Source organism: Janthinobacterium sp. GW821-FHT03C08 (assembly GCF_059420905.1).
The window spans coordinates 48,586-72,052 of sequence record NZ_JBWKUP010000022.1 but is presented as its reverse complement, the minus strand read 5'-3'; the positions used below and the strand labels follow the sequence as shown (position 1 = coordinate 72,052).

General features: G+C 67.8%; 18 protein-coding genes. 15 read left to right on the top strand and 3 right to left on the bottom strand.

Going from position 1 to position 23,467, the window contains the following annotated elements:
* The first annotated feature begins 73 nt into the window (after positions 1 to 73).
* From AC07VL_RS25275 to AC07VL_RS25250, 6 genes are all read left to right on the top strand, one after another.
* Entirely contained in the window at positions 74 to 1,294 is a 1,221-nt protein-coding gene (locus AC07VL_RS25275; protein ID WP_494808283.1) for a TolC family protein, read from the top strand.
* Positions 1,291 to 2,802: an efflux RND transporter periplasmic adaptor subunit gene (locus tag AC07VL_RS25270; RefSeq protein ID WP_494808282.1), complete on the top strand. Its 1,512-nt coding sequence runs from the start codon at positions 1,291 to 1,293 to the stop codon at positions 2,800 to 2,802. Before AC07VL_RS25275 ends, AC07VL_RS25270 begins: the two co-directional genes overlap by 4 nt.
* A complete protein-coding gene (locus AC07VL_RS25265; protein ID WP_494808281.1) occupies positions 2,799 to 5,963 on the top strand; it encodes an efflux RND transporter permease subunit in 3,165 nt (1,054 codons plus the stop codon). The genes AC07VL_RS25270 and AC07VL_RS25265 overlap by 4 nt, the downstream gene beginning before the upstream one ends.
* A gap of 204 nt (positions 5,964 to 6,167) precedes the next feature.
* Positions 6,168 to 7,046: a LysR family transcriptional regulator gene (locus AC07VL_RS25260; protein WP_494808280.1), complete on the top strand. Its 879-nt coding sequence runs from the start codon at positions 6,168 to 6,170 to the stop codon at positions 7,044 to 7,046.
* Between the two features lie 162 nt (positions 7,047 to 7,208).
* Positions 7,209 to 8,672 carry an amidohydrolase family protein gene (locus AC07VL_RS25255; protein WP_494808279.1) on the top strand — a complete coding sequence of 488 codons (1,464 nt, stop codon included), beginning with the start codon at positions 7,209 to 7,211 and terminating at the stop codon, positions 8,670 to 8,672.
* A 9-nt stretch (positions 8,673 to 8,681) separates the two neighbouring features.
* Positions 8,682 to 9,782, top strand: coding sequence for a porin (locus AC07VL_RS25250; RefSeq protein WP_494808278.1), 1,101 nt, complete (start codon positions 8,682 to 8,684; stop codon positions 9,780 to 9,782).
* Positions 9,783 to 9,787: 5 nt separating this feature from the next.
* On the opposite strand, the gene AC07VL_RS25245 is transcribed toward AC07VL_RS25250, so the two are convergent.
* On the bottom strand, positions 9,788 to 10,681 hold the full coding sequence (locus AC07VL_RS25245) for a LysR family transcriptional regulator (protein WP_494808277.1): 894 nt from the start codon (positions 10,679 to 10,681) through the stop codon (positions 9,788 to 9,790).
* 116 nt (positions 10,682 to 10,797) lie between these two features.
* On the opposite strand from AC07VL_RS25245, the gene AC07VL_RS25240 reads away from it, so the two are divergent.
* From AC07VL_RS25240 to AC07VL_RS25230, 3 genes are all read left to right on the top strand, one after another.
* Positions 10,798 to 11,835 (top strand): zinc-dependent alcohol dehydrogenase family protein, encoded by a 1,038-nt coding sequence (locus tag AC07VL_RS25240; RefSeq protein ID WP_494808276.1) that lies wholly within the window; start codon positions 10,798 to 10,800, stop codon positions 11,833 to 11,835.
* A gap of 105 nt (positions 11,836 to 11,940) precedes the next feature.
* Entirely contained in the window at positions 11,941 to 13,128 is a 1,188-nt protein-coding gene (locus tag AC07VL_RS25235) for an MFS transporter (RefSeq protein WP_494808275.1), read from the top strand.
* Between the two features lie 1,725 nt (positions 13,129 to 14,853).
* Positions 14,854 to 16,197 carry a chitinase gene (locus AC07VL_RS25230; protein WP_494808274.1) on the top strand — a complete coding sequence of 448 codons (1,344 nt, stop codon included), beginning with the start codon at positions 14,854 to 14,856 and terminating at the stop codon, positions 16,195 to 16,197.
* A gap of 35 nt (positions 16,198 to 16,232) precedes the next feature.
* Here AC07VL_RS25230 and AC07VL_RS25225 read toward each other — a convergent pair whose 3' ends face one another.
* A complete protein-coding gene (locus tag AC07VL_RS25225; protein ID WP_494808273.1) occupies positions 16,233 to 16,817 on the bottom strand; it encodes a TetR/AcrR family transcriptional regulator in 585 nt (194 codons plus the stop codon).
* A 92-nt stretch (positions 16,818 to 16,909) separates the two neighbouring features.
* Between AC07VL_RS25225 and AC07VL_RS25220 the strand changes: the two genes are divergently transcribed.
* From AC07VL_RS25220 to AC07VL_RS25200, 5 genes are all read left to right on the top strand, one after another.
* Positions 16,910 to 17,311 carry a nuclear transport factor 2 family protein gene (locus tag AC07VL_RS25220; protein ID WP_494808272.1) on the top strand — a complete coding sequence of 134 codons (402 nt, stop codon included), beginning with the start codon at positions 16,910 to 16,912 and terminating at the stop codon, positions 17,309 to 17,311.
* Positions 17,312 to 17,603: 292 nt separating this feature from the next.
* Positions 17,604 to 18,659, top strand: a complete 1,056-nt coding sequence (locus AC07VL_RS25215) for a sensor histidine kinase (protein WP_494808271.1) — start codon at positions 17,604 to 17,606, stop codon at positions 18,657 to 18,659.
* Complete coding sequence (locus AC07VL_RS25210; RefSeq protein ID WP_494808270.1) at positions 18,650 to 19,441, top strand: LytR/AlgR family response regulator transcription factor; 792 nt, start codon at positions 18,650 to 18,652, stop codon at positions 19,439 to 19,441. The genes AC07VL_RS25215 and AC07VL_RS25210 overlap by 10 nt, the downstream gene beginning before the upstream one ends.
* Positions 19,442 to 19,629: 188 nt before the next feature.
* Positions 19,630 to 20,364: a DUF4386 family protein gene (locus AC07VL_RS25205; RefSeq protein WP_494808269.1), complete on the top strand. Its 735-nt coding sequence runs from the start codon at positions 19,630 to 19,632 to the stop codon at positions 20,362 to 20,364.
* Positions 20,365 to 20,536: 172 nt separating this feature from the next.
* The gene (locus AC07VL_RS25200; protein ID WP_290600520.1) at positions 20,537 to 20,959 is read left to right on the top strand and encodes a DUF2061 domain-containing protein; all 423 of its coding nucleotides are present in this window, start codon (positions 20,537 to 20,539) and stop codon (positions 20,957 to 20,959) included.
* Here the strand turns inward: AC07VL_RS25200 and AC07VL_RS25195 are convergent, their stop codons facing one another.
* Entirely contained in the window at positions 20,960 to 22,405 is a 1,446-nt protein-coding gene (locus AC07VL_RS25195) for an amidase (protein WP_494808268.1), read from the bottom strand.
* Positions 22,406 to 22,506: 101 nt separating this feature from the next.
* Here AC07VL_RS25195 and AC07VL_RS25190 point away from each other — a divergent pair, with 101 nt between their 5' ends.
* On the top strand, positions 22,507 to 23,418 hold the full coding sequence (locus AC07VL_RS25190) for a LysR family transcriptional regulator (RefSeq protein ID WP_494808267.1): 912 nt from the start codon (positions 22,507 to 22,509) through the stop codon (positions 23,416 to 23,418).
* Positions 23,419 to 23,467 lie beyond the last annotated feature (49 nt).

Genomic DNA, 23,467 nt, shown 5'->3' with positions numbered 1-23,467 from the left:
GCATCAGCACGCACGCGCAGCGCGTCTTCGCCCCTGGCGCAGGACGGCGCTTGCATTTGCCCTCGCATTACCCTTGTTTGCCGCGGCCGCGCCGCCTCCACTGACCTTCAGCGGGGCGCTGCGGCAAGCCGTTGCCCGCTCGCGCCAGCTGCCCGCGCAAGACCAGGCGGCCATCGCCGCGCAGCAGATGGCCGTCGCGGCGGGCCAGCGGCCCGATCCCGTCCTCAGGGCGGGCATCGATAACCTGCCCCTGGGCGGCCGCGACCGCATTAATTTGAATAACGATGCCATGACCATGCGGCGCATCGGCATCGCGCAGGAATTGACGAGCGCCGATAAATTGCACTGGCGCGCAGTCCGCCAGCAGCGCGAGGCGGGCAGGGCGCAGGCGCAACAGCAGGCGGCCCTGGCCGCCATCGAGCGCGACACGGCCAGCGCCTGGCTGAGCGTGTATTACAACCGGGAAATGGTCACCGTGCTGGCCACGCAGCTGGCGCTGGCGGGACAGGAAATCGACGCGGCCGAGGCTGCCTATCGGGGCGGGCGTGGTAGCCAGGCCGATCTGCTGGCCGCGCGCGCCGCCCTGTTTGCGCTGGAAGACCGCGCCAGCCAAGCCCGCCGCGACCTCGACGTGGCAGTCAATGCCTTGGCGCGCTGGACGGGCGGCCCCGGCGAGCTGGACGGGGCCGGCTTGCCTGACCTGGACAACATCGGCCTCGATCCGGCCATCCTGGAGAGCGGCATTGCGCGCCGGCCGCAGCTAGCCGTGCTGGCGCTGCAGGAAGAAGCGGCGCAAGCGGACGTGCGGCTGGCGCAGGCGAACCGCCATGCGGACTGGAGCGTCGAAGTGGCCTTTCAGCAGCGCGGCGGCGCCTACGCCAACATGCTGTCCGTGGGCCTGTCGCTGCCCCTGCAGTGGGACCGGCCGCAGCGCCAGGACCGCGAATTGGCGGCGAAACTGGCCCTGGCCGAACAGGCGAAGGACGAGCGCGAGGAAGCCACGCGCGACGATGCCGCCGCCACGCGCGCCTTGCTCATCGCCTGGCAGAGCGGCCGCGAACGGGGCGCGCGCTACGCCCGGCAACTGCTGCCCGTGCTGGAACAGCGCAGCGCGGCGGCGCTGGCCGCCTACCGGGGCGGCAAGGCCACCCTGGCCGACGTGCTGGCAGCCCGGCGCGGCGCACTCGACGCGCGCCTCGCCTGGCTGCAAGTGCAGATGGATACCGCCCAGCGCTGGGCGCAGCTGCGTTTCCTCTTTCCCGACACCCCGCACGACCTGGAGCAGCAGCCATGAACCATCCAAAAACATTCGCCATCGCCGTAGCCGCCGTGCTGGCGGCAAGCTATGCGGGCTACCAGCTCGGCGCCGCCGGCGGCAGCCGCGCCGCACCGGCGCAGGCAAGCACTAAAAAACCCCTGTACTGGCACGACCCCATGGTGCCGGGCCAGAAGTTCGACAAGCCGGGCAAGTCGCCGTTCATGGACATGCAGCTGGTGCCCGTGTATGCGGACAGCGATGCCGCCAACGATGACAGCGGCATCCGCATCGATCCCCGCGTGCAGCAAAACCTGGGCGTGCGCACGGCGCGCGTTACCTCCGGCACGCTGGCCGCGCCGCTGGCGGCCGTCGGCAGCGTGGCCTACAACGAGCGCGACGTGGCCGTCGTGCAGGCGCGCAGCGGCGGCTACCTCGAGCGCCTGGCCGTGCGCGCCCCCTTCGATCCCGTGCGCAAGGGGCAGGCCCTGGCCGAGCTGTACGTGCCGGACTGGATCGCCGCGCAGGAGGAATTCCTCGCCGCCCGCCGCATGCGGGGCGATGGCGCGGCCGGCCTGGCCGACGCGGCCCGCCAGCGCATGCGCCTGGCCGGCATGGACGAGGCGCAGATACGCCTGGTGGAAAACAGCGGCAGCGTGCATGCGCGGCTGACGGTGGCGGCGCCCATCGCCGGCGTCATCGCCGGGCTGGACGCCCGCGAAGGCATGACGGTGGCCGCCGGGGCGCCCCTGTTCCGCATCAATGGCCTGTCCAGCGTATGGGTCAATGCCGCGCTGCCCGAGAGCGCGGCGGCCAGGGTGCGTCCCGGCACGCCTGTCGAGGCGCGCGCGCAAGCGCTGCCCGGCAAGGTGTTCCACGGCAAGGTCAGCGTAATCTTGCCGGAGGTTAACGCGGCCACGCGCACCGTGACGGCCCGCATCGAGCTGGCCAATCCTGGCAGCCAGTTGCTGCCCGGCATGTTTACCACGCTCAATTTCGCCCCGGGGGCGGCTGCCGACGTCCTGCTGCTGCCATCGGAAGCCGTGATCGCCACGGGCACGCGCCAGCTCGTCATGCTGGCAAGCGACGCCGGCCGCTTCACGCCCGTCGAGGTGCAGACGGGCGGCGAAGGCAATGGCATGACGGAAATCCGCAAGGGCCTGGTTGCCGGCCAGAAAGTGGTGGTGTCGGGCCAGTTCCTCGTCGATTCCGAAGCCAGCCTGAAGGGTAAGATCGCGCGCATGGGCGGCATGCCGGCCGCCGCCACGCCTGCGGCCGTGGCGCAGCATCACGCGGCGGGCACGGTGGAACAGGTCGGCCCGCATGACATCACCATTTCGCACGGCCCTGTCGCCGCGCTGCACTGGGGACCGATGACCATGGCCTTTGCCTTGCCGCCGGGCGGCCTGCCGGCGCAGGTGCGCGTGGGCAGCAAGGTGGACTTTGACTTCAGCAAGAGCGCGGAGGGCGGCTTCGCCATCACGGCCATCCGGCCCGCCGCCATGGGCGGCATGGAGATGTCCACCATGCCAGGAGGCAAGCCATGATCGCCAAATTCATACGCTGGTCCATCGGCAACCGCTTCCTCGTCCTGCTGGCCACCGTGTTGTTGGCGGCCTGGGGCATCTGGTCGCTGGCGCACACGCCGCTCGACGCGATTCCCGACCTGTCGGACACGCAAGTCATCGTGCGCACCAGCTATCCGGGACAGGCGCCGCAGATCGTGGAAAACCAGGTCACGTATCCGTTGACGACCACCATGCTGTCCGTGCCGGGCGCGAAGAGCGTGCGCGGCTATTCCTTTTTCGGCGATTCCTTCGTCTACATCCTGTTCGAGGATGGCACGGACCCGTACTGGGCCCGCTCGCGCGTGCTGGAATACCTGAGCCAGGTGCAGTCGCGCCTGCCCGCGCAGGCGAAGACGGCGCTGGGGCCGGACGCCACGGGCGTGGGCTGGATCTACGAGTATGCGCTGGTCGACCGCAGCGGCAGGCAGGACCTGGCGCAGCTGCGCGCCCTGCAGGACTGGTTCCTCAAGTTCGAGCTCAAGGCGCTGCCCAACGTGGCGGAAGTGGCCAGCATCGGCGGCATGGTGCGCCAGTACCAGATCGTGCTGGACCCGGACAAGCTGCGCGCCTACGGCATTCCACATGGCAAGGTGATTGCCGCCGTGCAGCGCGCCAACCAGGAAACGGGGGGCGCCGTGCTGGAACTGGGCGAGGCGGAATACATGGTACGCGCCTCGGGCTACCTGCAATCGCTCGACGATTTCCGCCAGATTCCCCTGGCGACGACGGACGCGGGCGTGGCCGTGCGCCTGGGCGACGTGGCCACGCTGCAGCTGGGGCCGGAAATGCGGCGCGGTATTGCCGAACTGAACGGGGAGGGCGAAGTGGCGGGCGGCGTGATCATCATGCGCTCGGGCAAGAATGCGCTGGAAACCATCTCCGCCGTGAAGGCCAGGCTGGCCGTGCTGAAAGCGGGCTTGCCGCCCGGCGTGGAGATCGTGCCCGTGTACGACCGCTCCAGCCTGATCCAGCGCGCCGTGGGCAACCTGCAGCACAAGCTGATCGAGGAATTCACCGTCGTGGCGGTGGTTTGCGCCATGTTCCTGTTCCACCTGCGCTCGGCGCTGGTGGCCATCATCTCGCTGCCGCTGGGCATCCTGATCGCCTACATCGTCATGCATTACCAGGGCGTCAACGCCAACATCATGTCGCTGGGCGGCATCGCCATCGCCATCGGCGCCATGGTCGACGCGGCCGTCGTCATGATCGAGAATGCGCACAAGCATATCGAGGCGTGGCAGCACGCGCACCCGGGCCAGCGGCTGCAGGGCGACACGCACTGGCAGGTGATCGGCGACGCGGCCGCCGAGGTGGGACCGGCCTTGTTCTTCTCCCTCCTGATCATCGTGCTGTCCTTCATTCCCGTGTTCAGCCTGGAAGCGCAGGAGGGGCGGCTGTTCGCCCCGCTGGCGTTCACCAAGACCTATGCCATGGCCGCTGCGGCGGGCCTGGCCGTCACCCTGATCCCCGTGCTGATGGGCTATCTGATCCGCGGCCGCATCCCGGCCGAGCACAGCAACCCGCTCAACCGCTGGCTGATGGCCATGTACCGGCCCCTGCTCGAGAAGGTGCTGCGCTGGCCGAAGGCCACCGTGCTGGTGGCGGGGCTGGCCGTGCTGCTAACGGCGTGGCCGCTGTCGCGCCTGGGCGGCGAATTCATGCCGCCGCTGGACGAAGGCGACCTCTTATATATGCCGTCGGCCTTGCCGGGGATAGGCGCGGGCAAGGTGGCCGAGCTGCTGCAGCAGACGGACCGCCTGATCAAGACCGTGCCCGAGGTGCAGACGGTGTTCGGCAAGGCGGGCCGCGCCGAGACGGCGACGGACCCGGCGCCGCTGGAAATGTTCGAGACGACGATCCAGTTCAAGCCGCGCGCGCAGTGGCGGGCGGGCATGACGCCCGACAAGCTGGTCGAGGAGCTGGACCGCGCCGTGCACGTGCCGGGCCTGACGAATATCTGGGTGCCGCCCATCCGCAACCGCATCGACATGCTGGCCACGGGCATCAAGAGTCCCGTCGGCATCAAGGTGGCGGGCGCCAGCCTGCAGGACATCGACGGCATCACGGCGCAGATCGAGCGCGTCGTCAGGACGGTGCCCGGCGTGTCGTCCGCGCTGGCCGAGCGCCTGAACGGCGGGCGCTACGTCGATATCAAGATCGACCGCGACGCAGCGGCCCGCCATGGCTTGAATATTGCCGATGTGCAAAGTATCGTCGCCAGCGCCATCGGCGGCGAGAATGTGGGTGAAACGGTGGAAGGCTTGCAGCGCTTTCCCATCAGCGTGCGCTATCCGCGCGAGCTGCGCGATTCCGTCGAGAAACTGCGCGACCTGCCCGTGCTGACGGAGCGGGGCGCGCAGATACGCCTGGGCGACGTGGCCGCCATCCGCATCGACGACGGTCCGCCCATGCTGAAAAGCGAGAACGCGCGCCTGTCGGGCTGGGTGTACGTGGATATCCGCGGGCGCGACCTGAGTTCCGCCGTGCGCGACATGCAGCGGGCCGTCGGCGCGCAGGTCAAGCTGCCGGCCGGCTATGCCGTGTCGTGGTCGGGGCAGTTCGAGTACCTGGAACGGGCCACGGCCAGGCTGAAAATCGTCGTGCCCGCCACCTTGCTGATCATCTTCGTGCTGCTGTACCTGACCTTCCGCCGTGCCGATGAGGCGGCGCTGATCATGGCCACCTTGCCGTTCGCGCTGGCGGGCGGCATCTGGCTGCTGTGGCTGCTGGGCTACCACCTGTCGGTGGCCAGCGGCGTGGGCTTCATCGCCCTGGCGGGCGTCTCGGCGGAGTTCGGCGTGATCATGCTGCTGTACCTGAAGCAAGCCTGGGAAGCGAAACTGGCGCACGGCGCGCACGGCGAGGCGGCCTTGCTGGACGCCATCCGCGAGGGTGCCGTGCTGCGCGTGCGGCCGAAAGCCATGACGGTGGCCGTCATCATTGCCGGGCTGGTGCCGGTGATGCTGGGGGAGGGGACGGGATCGGAAGTGATGCAGCGCATCGCCGCGCCGATGGTGGGCGGCATGCTCACGGCGCCGCTGTTGTCGATGTTCGTCGTGCCGGCCGTGTACTTGTTGATACGCCGCAAGGCAATGCGTGCGGCAATGGGCAAGCAGCCGCCTGCCGGGCTTGGGCATTAGGCAAGCGCAAGGCGCCCGCAGCGCGACAAGGTGAATGCACCGCATTGCCCGGCGGCCCTTGCGCCGGGCATGGGGCCGGTGCAGGCATCGGGTAGAATGCGAGGAGAGTCCCGTCGCGCTTTCATTCTTCGCTAAACGCGAATAGGCGCGCGGCGCGCCCCCCGTCCACCTTGTTTTCCGGCAGCCATGGATCGAATTCAAGCAATGCAGGTGTTTCTGCGCGTCGTGGAAGCCAACAGCTTCAACAAGGCGGCCGAAACGCTGTCGATGGCGCCGTCGTCCGTCACCAGCATCATCAAGGGCCTGGAGAGCCACCTGCAGGTGCGGCTCCTGCACCGCACCACGCGCAGCCTGAGCCTGACGCCCGAGGGCGAGCGCTACTACCAGCGCAGCCGCGACATCCTGCAAGCCATCGACGACACGGAAGCGGACTTGCAGCACCGCACCAGCCGGCCCAGGGGGCGGCTGCGGGTGGACATGCCGGGCGCCGTGGCGCGCGCGCTGGTGCTGCCGCGCCTGCAGGAATTCCTGGCCTTGTATCCGGACATCCAGCTCATGCTGGGCATGAACGACCGGTCCATGGACCTGGTGCAGGAAGGCATCGACTGCGTGCTGCGCACGGGGCAATTGCGCGACTCGAGCCTGGTGGCGCGGCGCCTGGGCGCATTTCAATGGATAACCTGCGGCGCGCCCGCGTATTTCGAGCGGCATGGCGTTCCGCAGGGCGTCGGCGAGCTGCACGCGCACCAGGCGGTCCAGTATTTTTCCGGCAGCACGGGACGCATCGCGGAATTTCATTTCTTGCAAGACGGCAAGGAAATCGCCGTGCCGCTGGCGGGGCAGGTGGCCGTCAACGACACGGATTCCTATATCCGCTGCTGCCTGCACGGCTACGGCCTGATTCAGCTGGCCAGCCACCTGGTGCGCGAGGAACTGGCGTCGGGCAGGCTGCGCGAAGTGCTGGCCGGCGCGCGGCGCGCGCCCGTGCCCGTGTCGCTCGTGTATCCGCACAACCGCCACCTGTCGCCGGCCGTGCGCGTATTTGCCGACTGGCTGGTGGACATCTGCGCCGGCCTGGACTGAGCGGCCCGGGCGCCGGCGATTCTTCGCCCGCGCCGCATAGTGAAAACGCCGGGCGCCCCTTTTTCCCCCTTGCCCCTTCTGACATCATCGCCGCATAGCCATTGCGACGAGCGTGATCTCTTGCATCACACGCAGGGCGACACATAGAAGAGGGAAAACACCATGCAATCGAACCGCCGCCAGTTCCTGGCCAATGCCGTTTCCGCCGCCGCCGCGCTGGCGGCAGGTCCATCCGCCCTGGCCGCCGTGGCCTCGCCCGCTCCCCGCGTGACGGGCAAGATGGCTGCCGCGCGGACCCGGCCGCTGCTGCTCAAGGGCGGCACCATCCTGTCGATGGACCCGGAACAGCCGGACCTGCCGCAGGGCGACATCCTGATACGCGGCAACACCATTGCCCGCATCGCCGGGCATATCGAGGCCGGCGCCGCGGAAGTCATCGACGCGCGCGGCCGCATCGTCATCCCCGGCTTCGTCGACACGCACCGCCACGCGTGGGAAGGCCAGTTGCGCCGCATCAATCCGAATTCCGCCGACCTGGGCAACTACATCGCCGGCACCCACCAGGCGTTCGCGCCGCATTACCGGCCGCGCGACATGTACGTCGGCAACCTGCTGACGGCGCTGGGCGCCATCGACGCGGGCATCACCACCCTGATCGACAACTCGCACAACAGCCGCTCGCTGCAGCATGCCTTGCACGCCGTCGATGCGCTGCACGCTGCGGGCATCCGCGCCGTGCATGCGCCGGGCGCGCCGCTGGTCGGCAACTGGGACAGTGCCAGCTGGTACGCCGACCTGGCCACCTTGCAGCAGGAGCGCTTCAGCCAGGGCGGCGGCCTGCTGACCCTGGCCATGATGACTTCCGTGGACCGGGAACAGTGGGCCGTCGGTCGCCGCCTGGGCATCCCGCTGGTGACGGAATTCTTCGGCCAGGACATGTCGGCGCAGCTGCCGGAACTGCACCGTGCCGGCTTGCTGGGGCCGGACAATATCTTCAACCATTGCACCGACCTGAGCGAGGAAGCGTGGCAAATCCTGAAGGCCGCGGGCGTGCAGGTCAACGTCTGCCCCCGTTCGGACACGCACTGGGCGCTGGGCAGCGGCATCTTCGGCTACCAGGCCGCCATCGACCACGGCATGCGTCCCGGTTTCAGCGTGGACAACGAAAGCGCCTACGGCGGCGACATGTTTGCCGAGATGCGCGCGGCGCTGTACCTGCAGCGCAGTTCGGCGCTGGCGCACAAGTCCGCCAGCCACGCCAGCGCACCGGTGGACATGCGCGCGCTGCTGTCGGCGGCCACCATCGACGGTTCCGCCGTCGCCGGGCTGGGCCGGCAGACGGGCAGCTTGCGCGAAGGCAAGCAGGCCGATATCGTGCTGATCAATACCAACGACATCAATCTGTATCCGTCGAATAACGCGCTGGGCACCGTCGTCGGCGCGGCCGAACGCAGCAATGTGGAAACCGTCATCATTGGCGGACGCATCCGCAAGCAGCACGGCAAGCTGCTGGACCTCGACATGGCGGCCCTGCATGCCGCCACGCAAGAGTCGCAAGCCTACCTGTTCAAGGCTGCCGGTTTCACGCCGGACGCCTTCGCCACGCAGTTCCACGTGCGCGGCTAGGGGCCGCCCGTGAAAGCGGCCTGTCTATACGGCGCGCTGCTGGCCAGCGGCGTGCTTGGCGCCAGCGCGCAGGCGCAGTCCGAGGTCAGCGTGTACGGCATCGTCGATGCGGCCCTGGTCGGCGAGCGCGGCGGCGCCGCGGGCAGGGTGAACAAGCTCACCAGCGGCGCCAGCGCGTATTCACGCCTGGGTTTTCGCGGCAAGGAAGACCTGGGCGACGGCCTGTCCGCCATTTTCCTGCTGGAACTGGGCATGCGCATCGACGATGGCAGCCTGGACAACACGAATGGCCAGCTCTTCAACCGCCAGGCGTATATCGGCCTGGAAAGCCGCGACTGGGGCAGCGTGCGCCTGGGCCGCCAGCACACCTTCCTGTATTACACGCTGGTGCAGGTGGCCGATCCGTTCAGCCTGGGCTACGCGGGCACGGCAAAGAATCTTTTTCCCGTGAAAAACGTGGTCCGCGCCAGCAACACCATCAGCTACACCTCGCCCACGCGCCGGGGCTGGACGGCCGAGGCCGCAGCCAGCCTGGGCGAACAGGCGGGTGACAGCCATGCGGGGCGCCAGTTGGTCATGGCCATCGGCTATGCGGCGGGGCCGCTCACCGTGCGCTTCGCCCACAGCGTGCTGAACCAGGACATTGCTGCCGGCGCGGCGCCCCTCGCCGCTGCCGTGCGGCAGGACCATGCCCGAAACAGCGTGCTGGCCATGAACTACCGCTACGCCTGGCTCACCGCCTACCTGGCGTACGGCGTGGACAAGGGTCTCAACAGCTCACCCGTGCCCAACCCCGGCGCCTACGGTGCGCCCGGCACCGTCGTCCCTTCCACGGACAGCACCGACCTGCTGCTGGGGGCCAGCATTCCTGCCGGCAAACAGGGCAGGGTGATGACCTCGTTCATCCGCAAGCACGACAGGACGCCGTTCCAGCAGGACGCCAGCCAGTGGGCGCTCGGCTACACCCATGGCCTGTCGCCGCGCACCAGCGCCTACCTGGCGTGGGCGACGATCCGCAACCGCCATGGCGCCGCCTATACGGTGGGCAACGGCAATGAGGCCGGCACGGGCAACAGCGCCTTCAATCTTGGCCTGCGGCATAACTTTTAAGCCAGTTACGAAGTAGATGGAAACAAATGGGCGTGCAGAAAGTCGATCAACACGCGAAACTTCGGTGCCAGATGCTTGCCGGATGGCCACATGATGTGGAACGGTGCCGGATTTTCTGCGCAGCGCGGCAACACGTGCACCAGCCTGCCGGCCGCCAAGTGCGGGCCGATGGCGAAATCCGGCAGGTAGGCGATGCCCAGGCCCTGCAGCGCGAACAGGATGCGCGCCTCCAGGTTGTTGCACACGACGGAAGTCGGCAGCTGGAAGTCTGCGGCAATCTCGTCGGCACATAGCGGCCATACCTGCAGCTTGCCCGTATTCGGATAGCGGAACTGGATGCAGGCGTGGCCGGCCAGGTCGGCACAGCTGTCCGGTATGCCGTGCCGGGCGAAATACTCCGGCGCCCCCGCCAGCAGCATGCGGTATGAACCCAGCCGGCGCGCCGTCAGGCGCGAATCGGGCACGTTGCCGCTGCGGATGACGGCGTCGAATCCTTCCTCGATCACATCGACGCGGCGGTCGGTGAAATCGAGATCCAGGTCGACGTCCGGATAGGCCTGCTTGAATTGCGCCAGCACCGACAGGAACGGTTCGCCCACTTGCGGCAGGCTGACGCGCAGGCGGCCGCGCGGACTCAAGTGCACTTGGGACAGTTCGGTCTGCGCCGCTTCGATTTCGGCCAGGATGCGCCGGCTGCGTTCGAGGAACATCGTCCCCTCCGCCGTCAGCGTGATGCTGCGGGTGCTGCGGTGAAACAGCCGCACGCCCAGCTGCTCTTCCAGCGCGCCGACGCGCTTGCCGATGGCGGAAGCGGACACGCCGAGTATCCGGCCGGCAGCGACGAGGCTGCGGGTTTCGGCCACGTGCACGAATACATTGATGGCGCTGATGCTTTCCATGATTTTTCCTCATTGCGGAGGTTTAACTCCGTAAATAACGGCACTATACCCCACTTACTCCGGATCAGCGCAGCTCCTACGATATAGCCTTCTTCATCCACTTGAATAGGCTCATCATGAATACCACGCTTCCCGTCACCCACCAACGCTGGGAAATTCCTTCCCTGGGGCTGGACCGGCTCGCACTGCGCGAACTGCCGCTGCCGGCGCCCGGGTCAGGCGAAATCGTCATCGCGACCGACGCCGTGTCGCTGAACTATCGCGACGCCGAAGTGGTCGACAACGGCATGGGCAATCCGCTGGCGTTTCCATTCACGCCGGCATCCGACATGGCGGGCCGTGTCGTCGCGGTAGGCGCCGGCGTGACGCGCTTCGCGGTCGGCGACCGCGTGCTGTCTGCCTACATGCCCGGCTGGATCGATGGCGTGCCGCTGTCATGGTCGGAAGCGCCCACCCGCGGCGGCCCGCTGTCGGGCGTCCTGTCGCAATATGTGGTCGACTCGGCCGAATGGTATGTGCATGCGCCGCGCACCCTGAGCGCCGCGCAGGCCAGCACCTTGCCGGTGGCGGCGCTGACTGCCTGGATGGCCCTGGTCGAACTGGGCAAGCTGCACGCCGGGCAGACGGTGGTGGTGCAGGGGACGGGCGGCGTGTCCCTGTTTGCCGTGCAGCTGGCCGCCGCCCACGGCGCCCGCGTCATCGTCACCAGCGGCAGCGATGCTAAGATCGCGCGCGCCATCGCCCTGGGCGCCCATCACGGCATCAATCGCAATGCCACGCCGGACTGGCAGCAGGAAGTGCTGGCCCTGACCGGCGGCCGCGGCGCGGACCACATCCTGGAAATGACGGGCGGCGAGAACGTCGCGCGCTCGCTGGCCGCGGTGGCGCAGGGCGGCCGCATCTCCATCATCGGCCTGCTGGACGCCGACAGCTTCACCTTGCCCATCCTGCCGGTGCTGGGCAGCCGCGCCACGATCGTCGGCATCGCCGTCGGTCCGCGCCGCGCGCTGGAAGACCTGGTGCGCGCCATCGACCTGCTGGGCATCGAGCCCGTGATCGACGCCACCTATCCGTTTTCGCAGGTGCCAGCCGCGTTTGCCCATCTCCAGCGGGGCGCGTTCGGCAAGATTGTGGTGCAGGTTGGCGAAGAATGAGGACAGCGCCATGCATCGTACGGCAGCGCCGGCGCGGGCGCGCGAACGCGGACGGCGGGGCAGGCGGCAGGCGCCCATGGCCGTTCGGCGGGCGGGAGTGCGCCGATGACTAGGCAGATTCCGTCGTCTGCGGCGATGCCGGCCATCATGCTGGGTCTGTTTGGCCTGTACACGCTGGAGTTTGGCATCGTCGGCATCCTGCCCGACATTGTGCAGCGCTTCGGTGTCACGGTGGCGCAGGCCGGCATGCTGATGGGCATATTTGCCCTCATCATCGCCATCCTGGGGCCGTTTCTGGTGCTGATATCGTCCCGCCATGACCGCAAGAAGGTGCTGGTGGCAGCGCTGCTGGGCTTTTCCGTCTGCAGCGCCTTGTCAGCCTATGCGCCGAACTTCTCCAGCCTGATGGCCCTGCGCATCGTGCCGGCGCTGCTGCACCCGGTATTTTTCTCCGCCGCATTTGCAGCAGCGGCTTCCCTCTATCCCAGGGAGCGGGCGGCGCATGCCATGGCACAAGCCTTTATCGGCACCAGTTTCGGCCTGGTACTGGGCGTGCCGGCGACGACCTGGGTGGCGGCGCATGTCTCCTACGAGGCGTCCTTCCTGTTCTGTTCTGCCGCGACGGTCATCGCCGGTATCGGCCTGATGCTGATGCTGCCGGGGCAGGGACGTCCGGTGGCGCTGAGTTTCGGACGTCAGCTGGCGGTGCTGCGCAAGCCCGCGCTGTGGCTCAACATCGTCGCCACGGTGCTGGTGTTTACTGCCATGTTCTCCGTCTACAGCTACGCGGCGGAATACTTAAGGAGCGCCACGGGCATGGATGCCACCACGACCAGCCTGGTTCTGCTGATCTTCGGCATCGGCGGCGTGTCCGGCAATTTGCTGGCAGGGCGGCTGCTGGGGCGCAATATGGTCGCCACCACGCTGCTGCATCCCGTCGCGCTGGCCTTGGCCTATGGAGTGCTGCAGGTGTGCGGCAGCGCAAACCTTGCCAGCATGGCCATCATTGCCGTGCTGTGGGGCGCGACCCACACCAGCGGCATGCTGATAAGCCAGGTGTGGCTGACGTCCGAAGCGTCCGAGGCACCGGAGTTCGCGACCAGCCTGTTTGTGTCGGCCGGTAACGGCGGCGTCGTGATGGGCTCCGCGCTAGGTGGCAGCTTCATCAACGCCTACGGCGTGCAGGGCATCGTCTGGTGCGGCCTGATCTTCTGCCTCCTGTCACTGGCAGCGATCGCCGCGAAAGTATTACTTTATCCGGCCTCATCAGGGCAAGCAGCTGCCGCCAATTAAGACGCCAAGCGGGCCAGTACAGGTGACTGGCCCGCATTCATCGGACGCGGCCCGAACGTCGACCAGATGGGCCAAATCCGCGTCCGCCACCCGCACCGTTTCGGCTTTCGCGTGGCCGGGGCGCACAAGATCGCCAGTTACATAGCAAAGTACTGCGGCAAGGAAATGCCGTGCAGGGCGCTTGACCAGAAACGCTACTTCCGTTCCAGGAGCATCGTAGTGCCGGAAGTCGATGCATGGCAGGTGCCGTTTTGTACAAACATGCTGCGCGCTGCGCAGGTCGCATCCGAGGCGCTAGCAGGTCATTGCATGGACGGCCTACAGGCGTACTAAGAGAGTTTGAATGTACTAAAAGTGTCGCCCACCTCCGTCCATCATTTTACATAATATAAATTATGCGAAGTTATGGAGCAATTCGTCAAATCGCCCTTTTTGCAAGTTGGACAATCGCAAATGCGATTTTAGCGTCTTGGACGCGGCGTGCTCCCGCGCCTTCCGCGCTGCGCGTTCCCTCTGGTGTGGACTCTCGTCTGGAGGCTGGCCCTTGAGCGAAATGCGTAACTTCCGTGGCCATGGGTGCTGCCTGTTCCGCGTGGCGCCCGTCTGCCGGTGCAATAACGGCGGCTCGATGGTGCGGACTGTCTGCCGTACCCGGCTGGCGGCTCCTGCCTCGCGGTGCTGTCGGTCGGGACCAGCCACGCGCCTGGTTTCCTGCTTGCGCCGCTACGTGGCTGCGGCAGCTGGCGTGGCAGGATCGCCAGGAAACTGCAGTGCGGCGCAGTTCGATGCATTTGGCTGCGGCGCGGCGCGGACGAGCTGCGCTGGCGCATGGTCCGCGTTGCGCCGTTGGCTGCACGATGTTTTGCCGGCCAGGCGTGGTGAACTCGGACAAACACGGACACGGACGGTTACGGCTGCGTGCCATGGCCGGCGCGCCGCGCGCATGGCCGTGCTGGTGATTACGCGTCCTTCCGTGGACGCGGAGGCAAAGCCAGCCGCCGGGATGCGGGTCTTCCCATCGCCAGAATCCGTGTACCTCGCATACCTTAAATGGCACCATCATGATGGTGCTTGCGGGTGCCAGATTGCCTGCCTTGCTTGCTGCCGGCGGCCATGCCCGGTTCTCGTGGGGCATGATCACATTGAAAATATGGCATTGAAATCAAAGATCTACTGAAGATTTCCAATGTAAAACATCCTGTTTCCCATCGTTCGGCCACGCGGCGCTTTCCTGCCAGCCTAGATGCCTTCGCGCTACCTGTTGCGCCGGATGCGTCTGGGACCATGCTGAGGCAAGTCCGCGCGGCGCCCGGCAATCCCGGCGGCGGCAGCGTAGCCCGGCTGGCTGACGGCGGATCGCTGCTCGCATCGCGGCTTGAATGCAGACACGGCAGATGCGGCCGAGGTGGCGGGCGCGGCCGCGCGCGGGCGCAGGCGATCTGCGCCAGGAAACCGCGCCATGGCCGTCGCTGGCGTCTGCCGCCCTTCCCCGCCCTGCTCCCGGCGCCTTTCCGGACACCATACCAGCACGCGGGAAATCGGGAACTGGTATGGCCCGCATCGACCATCCTCCGGGGCCGGATGGCAACTGGTATTGTGATCTTGCGCAAAGGATAAAACCAGTTGACTACCACCTGCAATGCTTGCACTCTGAAAAATCGGACGGTGTGCAGCCGGCCGGCCATGAAAAAAATACACAAGGAGATGCAAGTGAACCGGACTGTCATGAATACCCTTATCCTTACCCTCTTTGGCGGGACGCTGGCCGCTTGCGGCGGTGGCAGCGACGGCGCCAGCGGGGGCGCGAGCCAGCTGCTGGCCGGCGGCACCGAAGCGGTCGCCTGCTACACGCCGTGGAATAGCGGCACCGCCTACAACGGCGGCGGCAAGGCCAGCTACAACAACGTCAATTACACGGCCAACTGGTGGACGCAGGGAAATAATCCTTCGACGAGCAGCGGCGGCGCCGGCAGCGGCCAGCCATGGACGGTGGTGGGCGACTGCGGCACGCCCACCCCGACTCCTACGCCGACTCCAACACCCACCCCGACGCCGACTCCGACTCCAACTCCAACGCCCACCCCGACACCAACGCCAACGCCAACGCCAACTCCGACGCCCACCGGCCTGGCAAAGCACGCGCTGATCGGCTACTGGCATAACTTCACCAACCCCAGCGGCGCCACCTATCCCATCAGCCAGGTCAGCGATGACTGGGACGTGATCGTCGTCTCGTTCGGCGACAACGCGGGCGGCGGCAATGTCAGCCTGACCATCGATCCGGGCGCGGGCACGGAAGCACAGTTCATCGCCGACGTGGCCGCCAAGCGCGCGAAAGGCAAGAAAGTCATCCTGTCGCTGGGCGGACAGAACGGCTCCGTTTCCGTCGGCAACACGGCCGAAGCGACGAATTTCACCAACAGCCTGTACGCCATCATCACCAAATACGGTTTCGACGGCATCGACCTGGACCTGGAAAACGGCGTGGCGCAGGGCGCGGCCATCCAGACCTATCTGCCCATTGCCGTGAAAAACCTGAAAGCCAAGGTCGGCAGCGGCTTCTACCTGTCGATGGCGCCGGAATGGGTGTATGTGGAAGGGGGCTACACGAGCTACGGCAGCATCTGGGGCGCCTACATTCCCATCATCAATGCCTTGCGCAGCGAGCTGACGGTGCTGCATCCGCAGTACTACAACAATGGCGACATCTACACGCCGTACGCGACGGGCGCCATCAAGGCCGGCTCGGCGGACCAGCTGGTGGCCACGGCGCGCATGCTGATCGAAGGGTTTAACTATGGCGGCAACACCTTCGCGGGCCTGCGTCCTGACCAGGTGGGCTTTGGCGTGCCGTCCGGCCGCAGCTCGGCCGGCTCCGGCTTCACGACGAATGCCGACGTCAGCAATGCCCTGAATTGCCTGACGCGCCTGCTCAACTGCGGCACCATCAAGCCGCTGCAAGCGTATCCGGACTTCCGCGGCGTCATGACGTGGTCGATCAACTGGGACCGCCACGACGGCTATAACTTCTCCGTGCCGACGAAGGCCGTGCTGAAAACCCTGCCGTAAGCGGCCTGGCCCGCCTGCGCATGGGGGCCACGGGCTCACATGCGCAGCAAGGCCGCGCCCAGCACGCGCAGGTGCAGCGCGATGCCTTCGCGCTGCGTCTCTCCGCAACCCTGCGCGTGCTTGAGGCCGTCCATGGTCGCCAGCATCAGCTGCGCCACCTGCGCGGCGTTCGCATCGACCCGGCGCAGGGCGATGTCGCCGGCGGCTTCGGCCTGTTCCAGCGCGCCGGCCAGGGCGTGGACCAGCCTGGTCCGTGCCGCCAGCGTGATGCCGGCGGCCAGGGTCATGTTGGCGTCAAACAGTTCCTCTCCATGGGGGCTGGCCGAAATCTCCGCCAGAAGACCTTGCTGGAATGCCAACAAGGCCGTTTCCATGCGCGCGAAAACGGGGCCGGGTTCGGCCAGCGCCGCTGCCACCTGCGCCAGGACCGTGGCATGGGCCCGTTCGGAACCTGTGCGGAACACGTCTTCCTTGTTCCTGAAATGCAGGTACAGCGCGGCGCGCGACATGCCGGCCGCCTGCGCGATGTCGAGCATGGACGTCTTGCGGTAGCCGTAACGGCAAAACACGGCCAGCGCCGCATCGAGGATGTGCTGGCGTTTCAGGGCATCGTTCGTCATGCCGACATGTTGACACTATGAGTATATAGTGTCAACATGGCTTTTTGACAAAAACCGTCAAATTGTCAATCACCGTCTCGAACAGGACTGTCATGAACGATTTCAACCCAGCGATGACCGGCGACCAGCAAATGGAACGGCTGCGCCACGCGGAACGCAGCCGTGTGCGCGCCCTCGTGGCGGCCGATGTGGCAGCGGCCCGCCTCCTGCACGCCGATGACTTCCAGCTGATCACGCCCATCGGCAGCATGCTGTCGCGGGAAGACTACCTGGGGGCCATCGCCTCCGGACACATGCGCTATGTCAGCTGGGAGCCGGAAGCGATCAGCGTGCGCCTGTACGGCGCGGCCGCCGTCCTGCGTTACCAGGCGCAACTGGAAATCGTCTTCGCCGGCCACGCCGTGCCGCGCGCACGCTACTGGCATACGGACAGCTACGAATGGCGCGACGGGCGCTGGCAGGCCGTCTGGTCGCAGGCGACGGCAATACGCTGAGCCGCTCAAGCGGGGCGCCCTCCAGCCGCGGCAAGCCTGGCCGGAGGTGCGCGGCATGACGGGGCGGCCAGGCCGGCGGGCGCGCCGCGACGGCCGGCCGTTCTCCCGGCTCCGCCCGTATTCCCGTGCCGGCCGCATGCCGGCTGCGGGCCTGGCCGGCGCCATCGCTGCCCGGCCCCGCAGGGCGCAGCCGGCGGCCCGGAATCCGCGCTTCATGCCGACCGCTATTGCGGCAAGCGTCGCTTTGCCATATTCTGCTGCTCTTATGGCAATTTCCGGGGCCGCCCACTTCATGCTCACACTCCGCTGCGTCCTCGATGGCCTGCGCGCCTGCCTGTCCCTGCCGCGCCTGCGCGTGGCAGGGCTGGCTGCGCTGGCCGAATTCGGCGTCTTTTCCCTGTCCTGGGAAGACCCGCTCTGGTACCTGGCCATGGCGGTGTTCCTGCCGGCGCTGGCGGCACTGCTGGCGTACGGCCTGTTCGAGCGCTGGCCGCGCCGGCTGCCGGGCAGGCTGGCCCACTGGGTGCTGCAGGTACTGGGCGTGGCGCTGGCGATCGTGCTGACCCTGGCCGGACTGTATCTGCTCAATACCGGGGCCGGCGCGCCGCCGTTCTGGCAGGTGCCGGAGCGGCTGCAAAGTTTTGTCGCGCTGACGTTCCTGGGACTGCTGCTGGGGCCGTGGATGGCCATGGCTGCCCTGCTGCGCCAGCGGGACGCCCGCGTGCGCGAGGCCGAGCGCAGGCGCGGCGAACTGGAACGCCAGGCCCGCGATGCGCGCGCCTCGCTGCTGCAGGCCCAGGTCCAGCCGCATTTCCTGTTCAATACGCTGGCCAGCCTGCAGGCCCTGCTCGATGCCGGCTCCAGCCATGCGGCGCCCGTCCTGGCCCATCTGGTGACGTACCTGCGGGCCGCCGTGCCGCGCCTGAACGAGTCGGCCACCCGCCTGGAGCAGGAACTGGAGATGGTGGGCGCCTATCTGGTGCTGATGCAGCTGCGCATGCCGGACCGCCTGCGGTTCGCGATCGACGTCGCGCCCGGCTGCGCGCGGCTGCAATGCCCGCCCATGACCCTGATGACCCTGGTCGAGAACGCCGTGCGCCATGGCATCGACCCCGGCCTGGACGGCGGGCGCATCGACGTGCGCATCGGCGAAGCGAACGGCCGCTGCCATATCGAGGTGAGCGACACCGGCGTTGGCCTGCAAGCGGGCAGCCCCGGCCTCGGCACGGGCCTGGGCAGCCTGCGCGAACGCCTGGCGCTGATGTTCGGCGCCGAGGCGGCCTTGCGCATCAGCGAAAATGCGCCCCACGGTTTCCGTGTTTCCATCGAGTGTCCCGCATGGCCATGACCATCACCGCCCTGATCGCCGAAGATGAACCCCTGCTGCGCGCCAGCCTGCGGCGCCAGCTGGCCGAGTGCTGGCCGGAGCTGCAGGTCGTGGCCGAGGCGCGCAACGGGCCGGAAGCGCTCGCCCTGTTCGAGCGGCACCAGCCCGCCGTGTGCTTCCTCGACGTGCACATGCCGGGCCTGTCCGGCGTCGAGGTGGCCAGCCAGATCGGCCGCCGCGCCCACCTGGTCTTCGTCACCGCCTACGACCAGTATGCGGTGCGCGCCTTCGAACAGGGCGCGCTCGACTACCTGGTCAAGCCGGTGCAGCTGGCCCGCCTGGCCGGCACCGTGACGCGCGTGCGCGAACGCCTGGCGCAATCCCGGCCCGGCCTGGCCGGCGAGGCGCTGTTGCAGCAGCTGGCCGCCTGCCTGCAGGCCGCGCCCGCGCGCGCAGCGGCCCCGCCGCCGCTGCGCTGGTTGCGCGCCTCCGTGGGACCGGCCGTGCGCCTGATCCCCGTCGACGACGTCGATTACCTGAAGTCCGACGACAAGTACACGCTGGTGGCCTGGCGCGACGGCGGCAAGCCCGCCGAGGCGCTGCTGCGCAACACGCTCAAGGAATTGCTGCCGCAGCTCGATGCGCAGCAGTTCCAGCAGATCCACCGGGCCGTGGTGGTCAACCTGCATGCCGTGCGCCAGGTCGTGCGCGGCGCCCATGAAACGGCGGAACTGACCCTGAAGCACCGGCCGGAAGTGCTGCCGGTCAGCCGCACCTTCCTGCACCTCTTCAAGGCGGAATAGCCGCCGCCTGGCCGGTGCCGCCCGCCTTTCGCCGGGCGCCGCCGCACCACTCGTCGCGCCCTGGCGCGCTTCGGCACCCCGCGCGCGTGCCGCGTCGGATCGGCCTTGCCGCAGCGGCCCCGCTTGCCGACACTGCGCCCACGGGTCCTGCACGGACCGCCACTTGCCAATCCGACAAAGGTGAACCGATGAAACCACAATTTTCCGCCGCAGCCCCCCTCCATGACGCTCCCCTGCCCCGCCGGGCCGCCTCGCACGACGGCGCCGCCGCGCCGGGCCGCTGGCTGGGCGCGGGCCTGCTGGTAACGTTCGGCGTGGGCATCTGCTCGAATTTCCAGCTGCAGCCGCAGGTGTTTGCCGCGCCGGGCTTCCTGTCGCGGGCCGCCGGCATGCCGCTGCAGGTCGGCCTGATCGTCCTGCTGGGACTATTCACGGCCCTCGTCGGCGTGGCCATGGCGGCGGCCCTGCGCGGCTGGTATGGAACGCAGCAGCCCTTGCTGAGCCGCTGCTACGTGGCGCTCGTGGCGGCGGCCCTGGCCACCAGCCTGTTCGAGGGCACGCTGGTGCTGGCCATGCGCAGCCTGAGCGCTGCCTACCTCGCCGCCGGCGCCGACGCCCTCGCGTACGAGCCGGCGCGCGCCCTGCTGGCCGGGCTGCGCAACGGCGTGCACTTCCCGGACAAGCTGCTGGGCGGCCTCGGCGTGACCCTGATGTATCTGCTGCTGTACCGCGCCGCGGCGATCCCGCGCACGCTGGCCATGGCCGGCATGCTGGCCGGCGTGCTGCAGTGGATCGCCGTGGCGCGCGAACTGTTCGGCCTGGACGTCATGTATGCCCTGCTGCTCCCCCTGGGTCTCGTGTACCCGCTCACGGGCCTGTGGCTGCTGCTGCGGGGCCTGGCGCCGCGGCCAGCCGCTGGCTGATGGGCCAGCTGTGGTCGTGGCCTGCGGCAGTGCGCGGGATATTGGCAATGAGATGCAGGATATTCATAGTCTGCATCTATTGATTCGGTTGAAATATTTTACTTCCTTTTGTAAATGAGAATCGTTACTATCTAACTCAAGGATAAGCGAATTCTACAGAAAGGAGCATCCCTTGTTTACAGCCATCAAAACATTCAGCCAGGTCTGCACGCACATGTCGATCGCCTTCGGCCTCGCCTATTTGCTGACGGGGTCCCTGGCGCTCGGTGGCTTGGCGGCAATTATCGAACCCGTCATCAACGTTGCCCTGCTGCCCTGGCATGAAAAGGCCTGGCATGCGCTGCGCCGCCGCCACGCGGACAGCCCCCTGGGCCTGGCCGCGCGGGCCGGCGAAAAGATCAGCCAGACCTGCCTGCACATGGGCGTGGCCTTCGGCGTGATGTACTGGGCCACGGGATCGATGGCCTTCGGCGGCTTGCTGGCCGTGGTCGAGCCGATCTGCAACGTGATCGTCCTGCCCTTCCATGACCGCCTGTGGGAACGCATCCGTTCCCGCATGGAAAGCCGCGGCGCGGCCCGCCTGGCGGCCCTGTAATCAGCTTTCCGTATTCCCCGCCCACACGGGCGGCCGCCGTTGCCCCCATGGCGCCGCCCGCTCCAGCTGCCCTGCCAGGCGCAGCAAGGTGCCATCGTCGCCATACGCCGCCATGAACTGCATGCCGATCGGCAAGCCATCGGCCGACTGCGCCAGCGGCACGGACATGGCCGGCAAGCCCGCCACGTTGGCCAGCGGCGTGTACGGCGAGTGTTCGAACAGGCGCGCCGTCCAGCCCGGGCCGTCCAGCGCCGCCTCGTTCTCCCCATAGCGTCCCAGTGGCCACGGCAGGTCCGGCAAGGTGGGCGTGAGCAGCACGTCGTAGCGGCCGAACAGGGCGCCCGCCTGGCGCGTCACCGTGTTGCGCACGTCGAGGGCGGCGACGAAGTCCACCGCCGACACGCTCTGCCCGTAGCGGTAGCACGCCAGGGTCGCAGGCTCCAGCGTGTCCGGCGACATGGCGCGCCCGCTTTCCTGCGCCAGGCCGTCTATCCACGGCACCAGGTTGGCGCACCAGATGCGCGCATTCGCCTGCACGAAGGCGTCCCACGGCACGCCCAAGGCCGGCGAGACTTCTTCCACGTGGTGGCCAAGTTCCTCCAGCAGGCGCGCGCTGGCGTCCAGCGCGGCGCGCACGGCAGGCACGGGACGGGCACCATTGCAGGCCTCGCGCTGCACGCCGATGCGCAGCCTGCCCGGCGCCACGTCCACCTGCGACAGCCAGGTGTCGCGGGGCGCGGCCGTCACATACGGCTCGCCCCGCATCGCGCCCTGCACGCCATCGAGCAAGGCGGCGCTGTCGCGCACGCTGCGGCTCACGCCCAGCTGCACGCCCAGGCCGCTGAAGATCTCGTCCATGGCGGGGCCGTTCGAGACCCTGCCCCGGCTCGGTTTCAGGCCGAACAGGCCTGTCGAGGCGGCCGGCACGCGGATGGAACCGGCCGCGTCCGTCGCATGGGCCAGGGGCACGATGCCGGCCGCCACGGCCGCTGCCGCGCCGCCGCTGGAGCCGCCCGCGCTGCGCGCCAGGTTCCACGGATTGCGCGTGGCGCCGTACAGCACGGGTTCCGTGGTGGTGGCAAAGGCCATTTCCGGCGTGCTCGTGCGGCCAAAGGTGCTCAATCCCGCCTGGCGCAGCTGCGTCATCAGGTGCGAGTCAAAGGCGGCCACGTGGCCGGCGCCCAGGCGGCTGCCGTATTCGCTGCGCCGGCCCGCCATCGTGACGGCCACGTCCTTGATCAGGAAGGGCACGCCGGCGAAGGGCGCGGCGCTGTCGATGGCGGAACAATCGGCCGGCCACAGCTCGACCACGGCGTTGATGTGCGGGTTGACGGCGGCGCAGGCGCGCACGGCCGCATCGTGCAGTTCGGCCGCGCTGACCTGGCCAGCGCGCAGCAGCTGGGCCAGCCCCAAACCATCAAAGCTTGTATATTCATGGAGTTGCATCCGTTAGTTCCTGTAAAAGGTGAAGAATAGAAGTGACAGGAACTACTCTAGGGCTTGCGCTATCATAGTAGAAATGAATAAGGTAAATACTAGGTATAGCCATGAACAATTTGCATAAGCTGGATTTGCACAGGCTGGACTTGAATCTGCTGCTGACCCTGAACGCGCTCCTGATCGAACGCAACGTCACGCGGGCGGCCGAGCGCCTGCACCTGAGCCAGCCGTCCGTCAGCGTGCAACTGGGCAAGCTGCGCGCCGCCTTCGGCGATCCGCTGCTCCTGCCCGGCCCGCGCGGCATGCTGCCCACGGCGCGCGCCCTGGCCCTGTTCGCGCCCCTGCAAGCCGTGCTGGCCCAGCTGGAGCAGGTCCTGCAGCCGGAGCCGGCGTTCGACCCCGCCACGGCCCAGGTGCGCTGGAACCTGGCGGCGGCCGACGCCACCGAGTACGCGATCCTGCTGCCCATGCTGCCCGCCCTGCGCGCCCAGGCGCCCCTGTCGCGCATGGCCGTCTTCGAGGCCGTGCCGGCGCGCATGGCGCACGAACTGGAAAGCGGCCAGGTCGACCTGGGCTTCCTGGCGCAGGAAGAAGCGCCGCCCGGCCTGCGCCACCGCACCCTGTTGACGGAGCACTATGTGCTGGCGGGTCGCCACGACCACCCGCTGCTGCAGTCGCCGCCCGGCCTCGATCAATTCTGCGCGCTGGAATTCATCGTCGTCTCGCCCAATGGCGGCGGCTTCCGCACGGCCGTCGATGCGGCCCTGCAGCAGCTGGGACGCACGCGCAAGGTGGTGCTGTCCGTGCCCCACTTCCTCATCGTCCCGCCCCTGCTGGCCGCGTCCGACATGGTGGCCCTGCTGCCGTCGCGCCTGCTGAAAAATGCGCTGGGCGCGCTGCGCACGTGGGAGCCGCCCGTCAGCCTGCCCGATTACGACATGGCCATGGTGTGGCACGAGCGCATGCACCTGGACCCGGCGCACCGCTGGCTGCGCGAGCGCATCATGGCCAGCCTGTAGCCTGCCTACACGATTTTCCGCTGTAAGGCACTAGGGAAGATTACCTAGG

Coding starts and splice junctions, on each gene's coding strand:
- AC07VL_RS25210 (WP_494808270.1), top strand. CDS start 18,650: ATGGCCATGACCATCACCGCCCTGATCGCCGAAGATGAACCCCTGCTG.
- AC07VL_RS25215 (WP_494808271.1), top strand. CDS start 17,604: ATGCTCACACTCCGCTGCGTCCTCGATGGCCTGCGCGCCTGCCTGTCC.
- AC07VL_RS25190 (WP_494808267.1), top strand. CDS start 22,507: ATGAACAATTTGCATAAGCTGGATTTGCACAGGCTGGACTTGAATCTG.
- AC07VL_RS25260 (WP_494808280.1), top strand. CDS start 6,168: ATGCAGGTGTTTCTGCGCGTCGTGGAAGCCAACAGCTTCAACAAGGCG.
- AC07VL_RS25205 (WP_494808269.1), top strand. CDS start 19,630: ATGAAACCACAATTTTCCGCCGCAGCCCCCCTCCATGACGCTCCCCTG.
- AC07VL_RS25270 (WP_494808282.1), top strand. CDS start 1,291: ATGAACCATCCAAAAACATTCGCCATCGCCGTAGCCGCCGTGCTGGCG.
- AC07VL_RS25245 (WP_494808277.1), bottom strand. CDS start 10,681: ATGGAAAGCATCAGCGCCATCAATGTATTCGTGCACGTGGCCGAAACC.
- AC07VL_RS25230 (WP_494808274.1), top strand. CDS start 14,854: ATGAATACCCTTATCCTTACCCTCTTTGGCGGGACGCTGGCCGCTTGC.
- AC07VL_RS25195 (WP_494808268.1), bottom strand. CDS start 22,405: ATGCAACTCCATGAATATACAAGCTTTGATGGTTTGGGGCTGGCCCAG.
- AC07VL_RS25240 (WP_494808276.1), top strand. CDS start 10,798: ATGAATACCACGCTTCCCGTCACCCACCAACGCTGGGAAATTCCTTCC.
- AC07VL_RS25220 (WP_494808272.1), top strand. CDS start 16,910: ATGAACGATTTCAACCCAGCGATGACCGGCGACCAGCAAATGGAACGG.
- AC07VL_RS25255 (WP_494808279.1), top strand. CDS start 7,209: ATGCAATCGAACCGCCGCCAGTTCCTGGCCAATGCCGTTTCCGCCGCC.
- AC07VL_RS25225 (WP_494808273.1), bottom strand. CDS start 16,817: ATGACGAACGATGCCCTGAAACGCCAGCACATCCTCGATGCGGCGCTG.
- AC07VL_RS25265 (WP_494808281.1), top strand. CDS start 2,799: ATGATCGCCAAATTCATACGCTGGTCCATCGGCAACCGCTTCCTCGTC.
- AC07VL_RS25235 (WP_494808275.1), top strand. CDS start 11,941: ATGACTAGGCAGATTCCGTCGTCTGCGGCGATGCCGGCCATCATGCTG.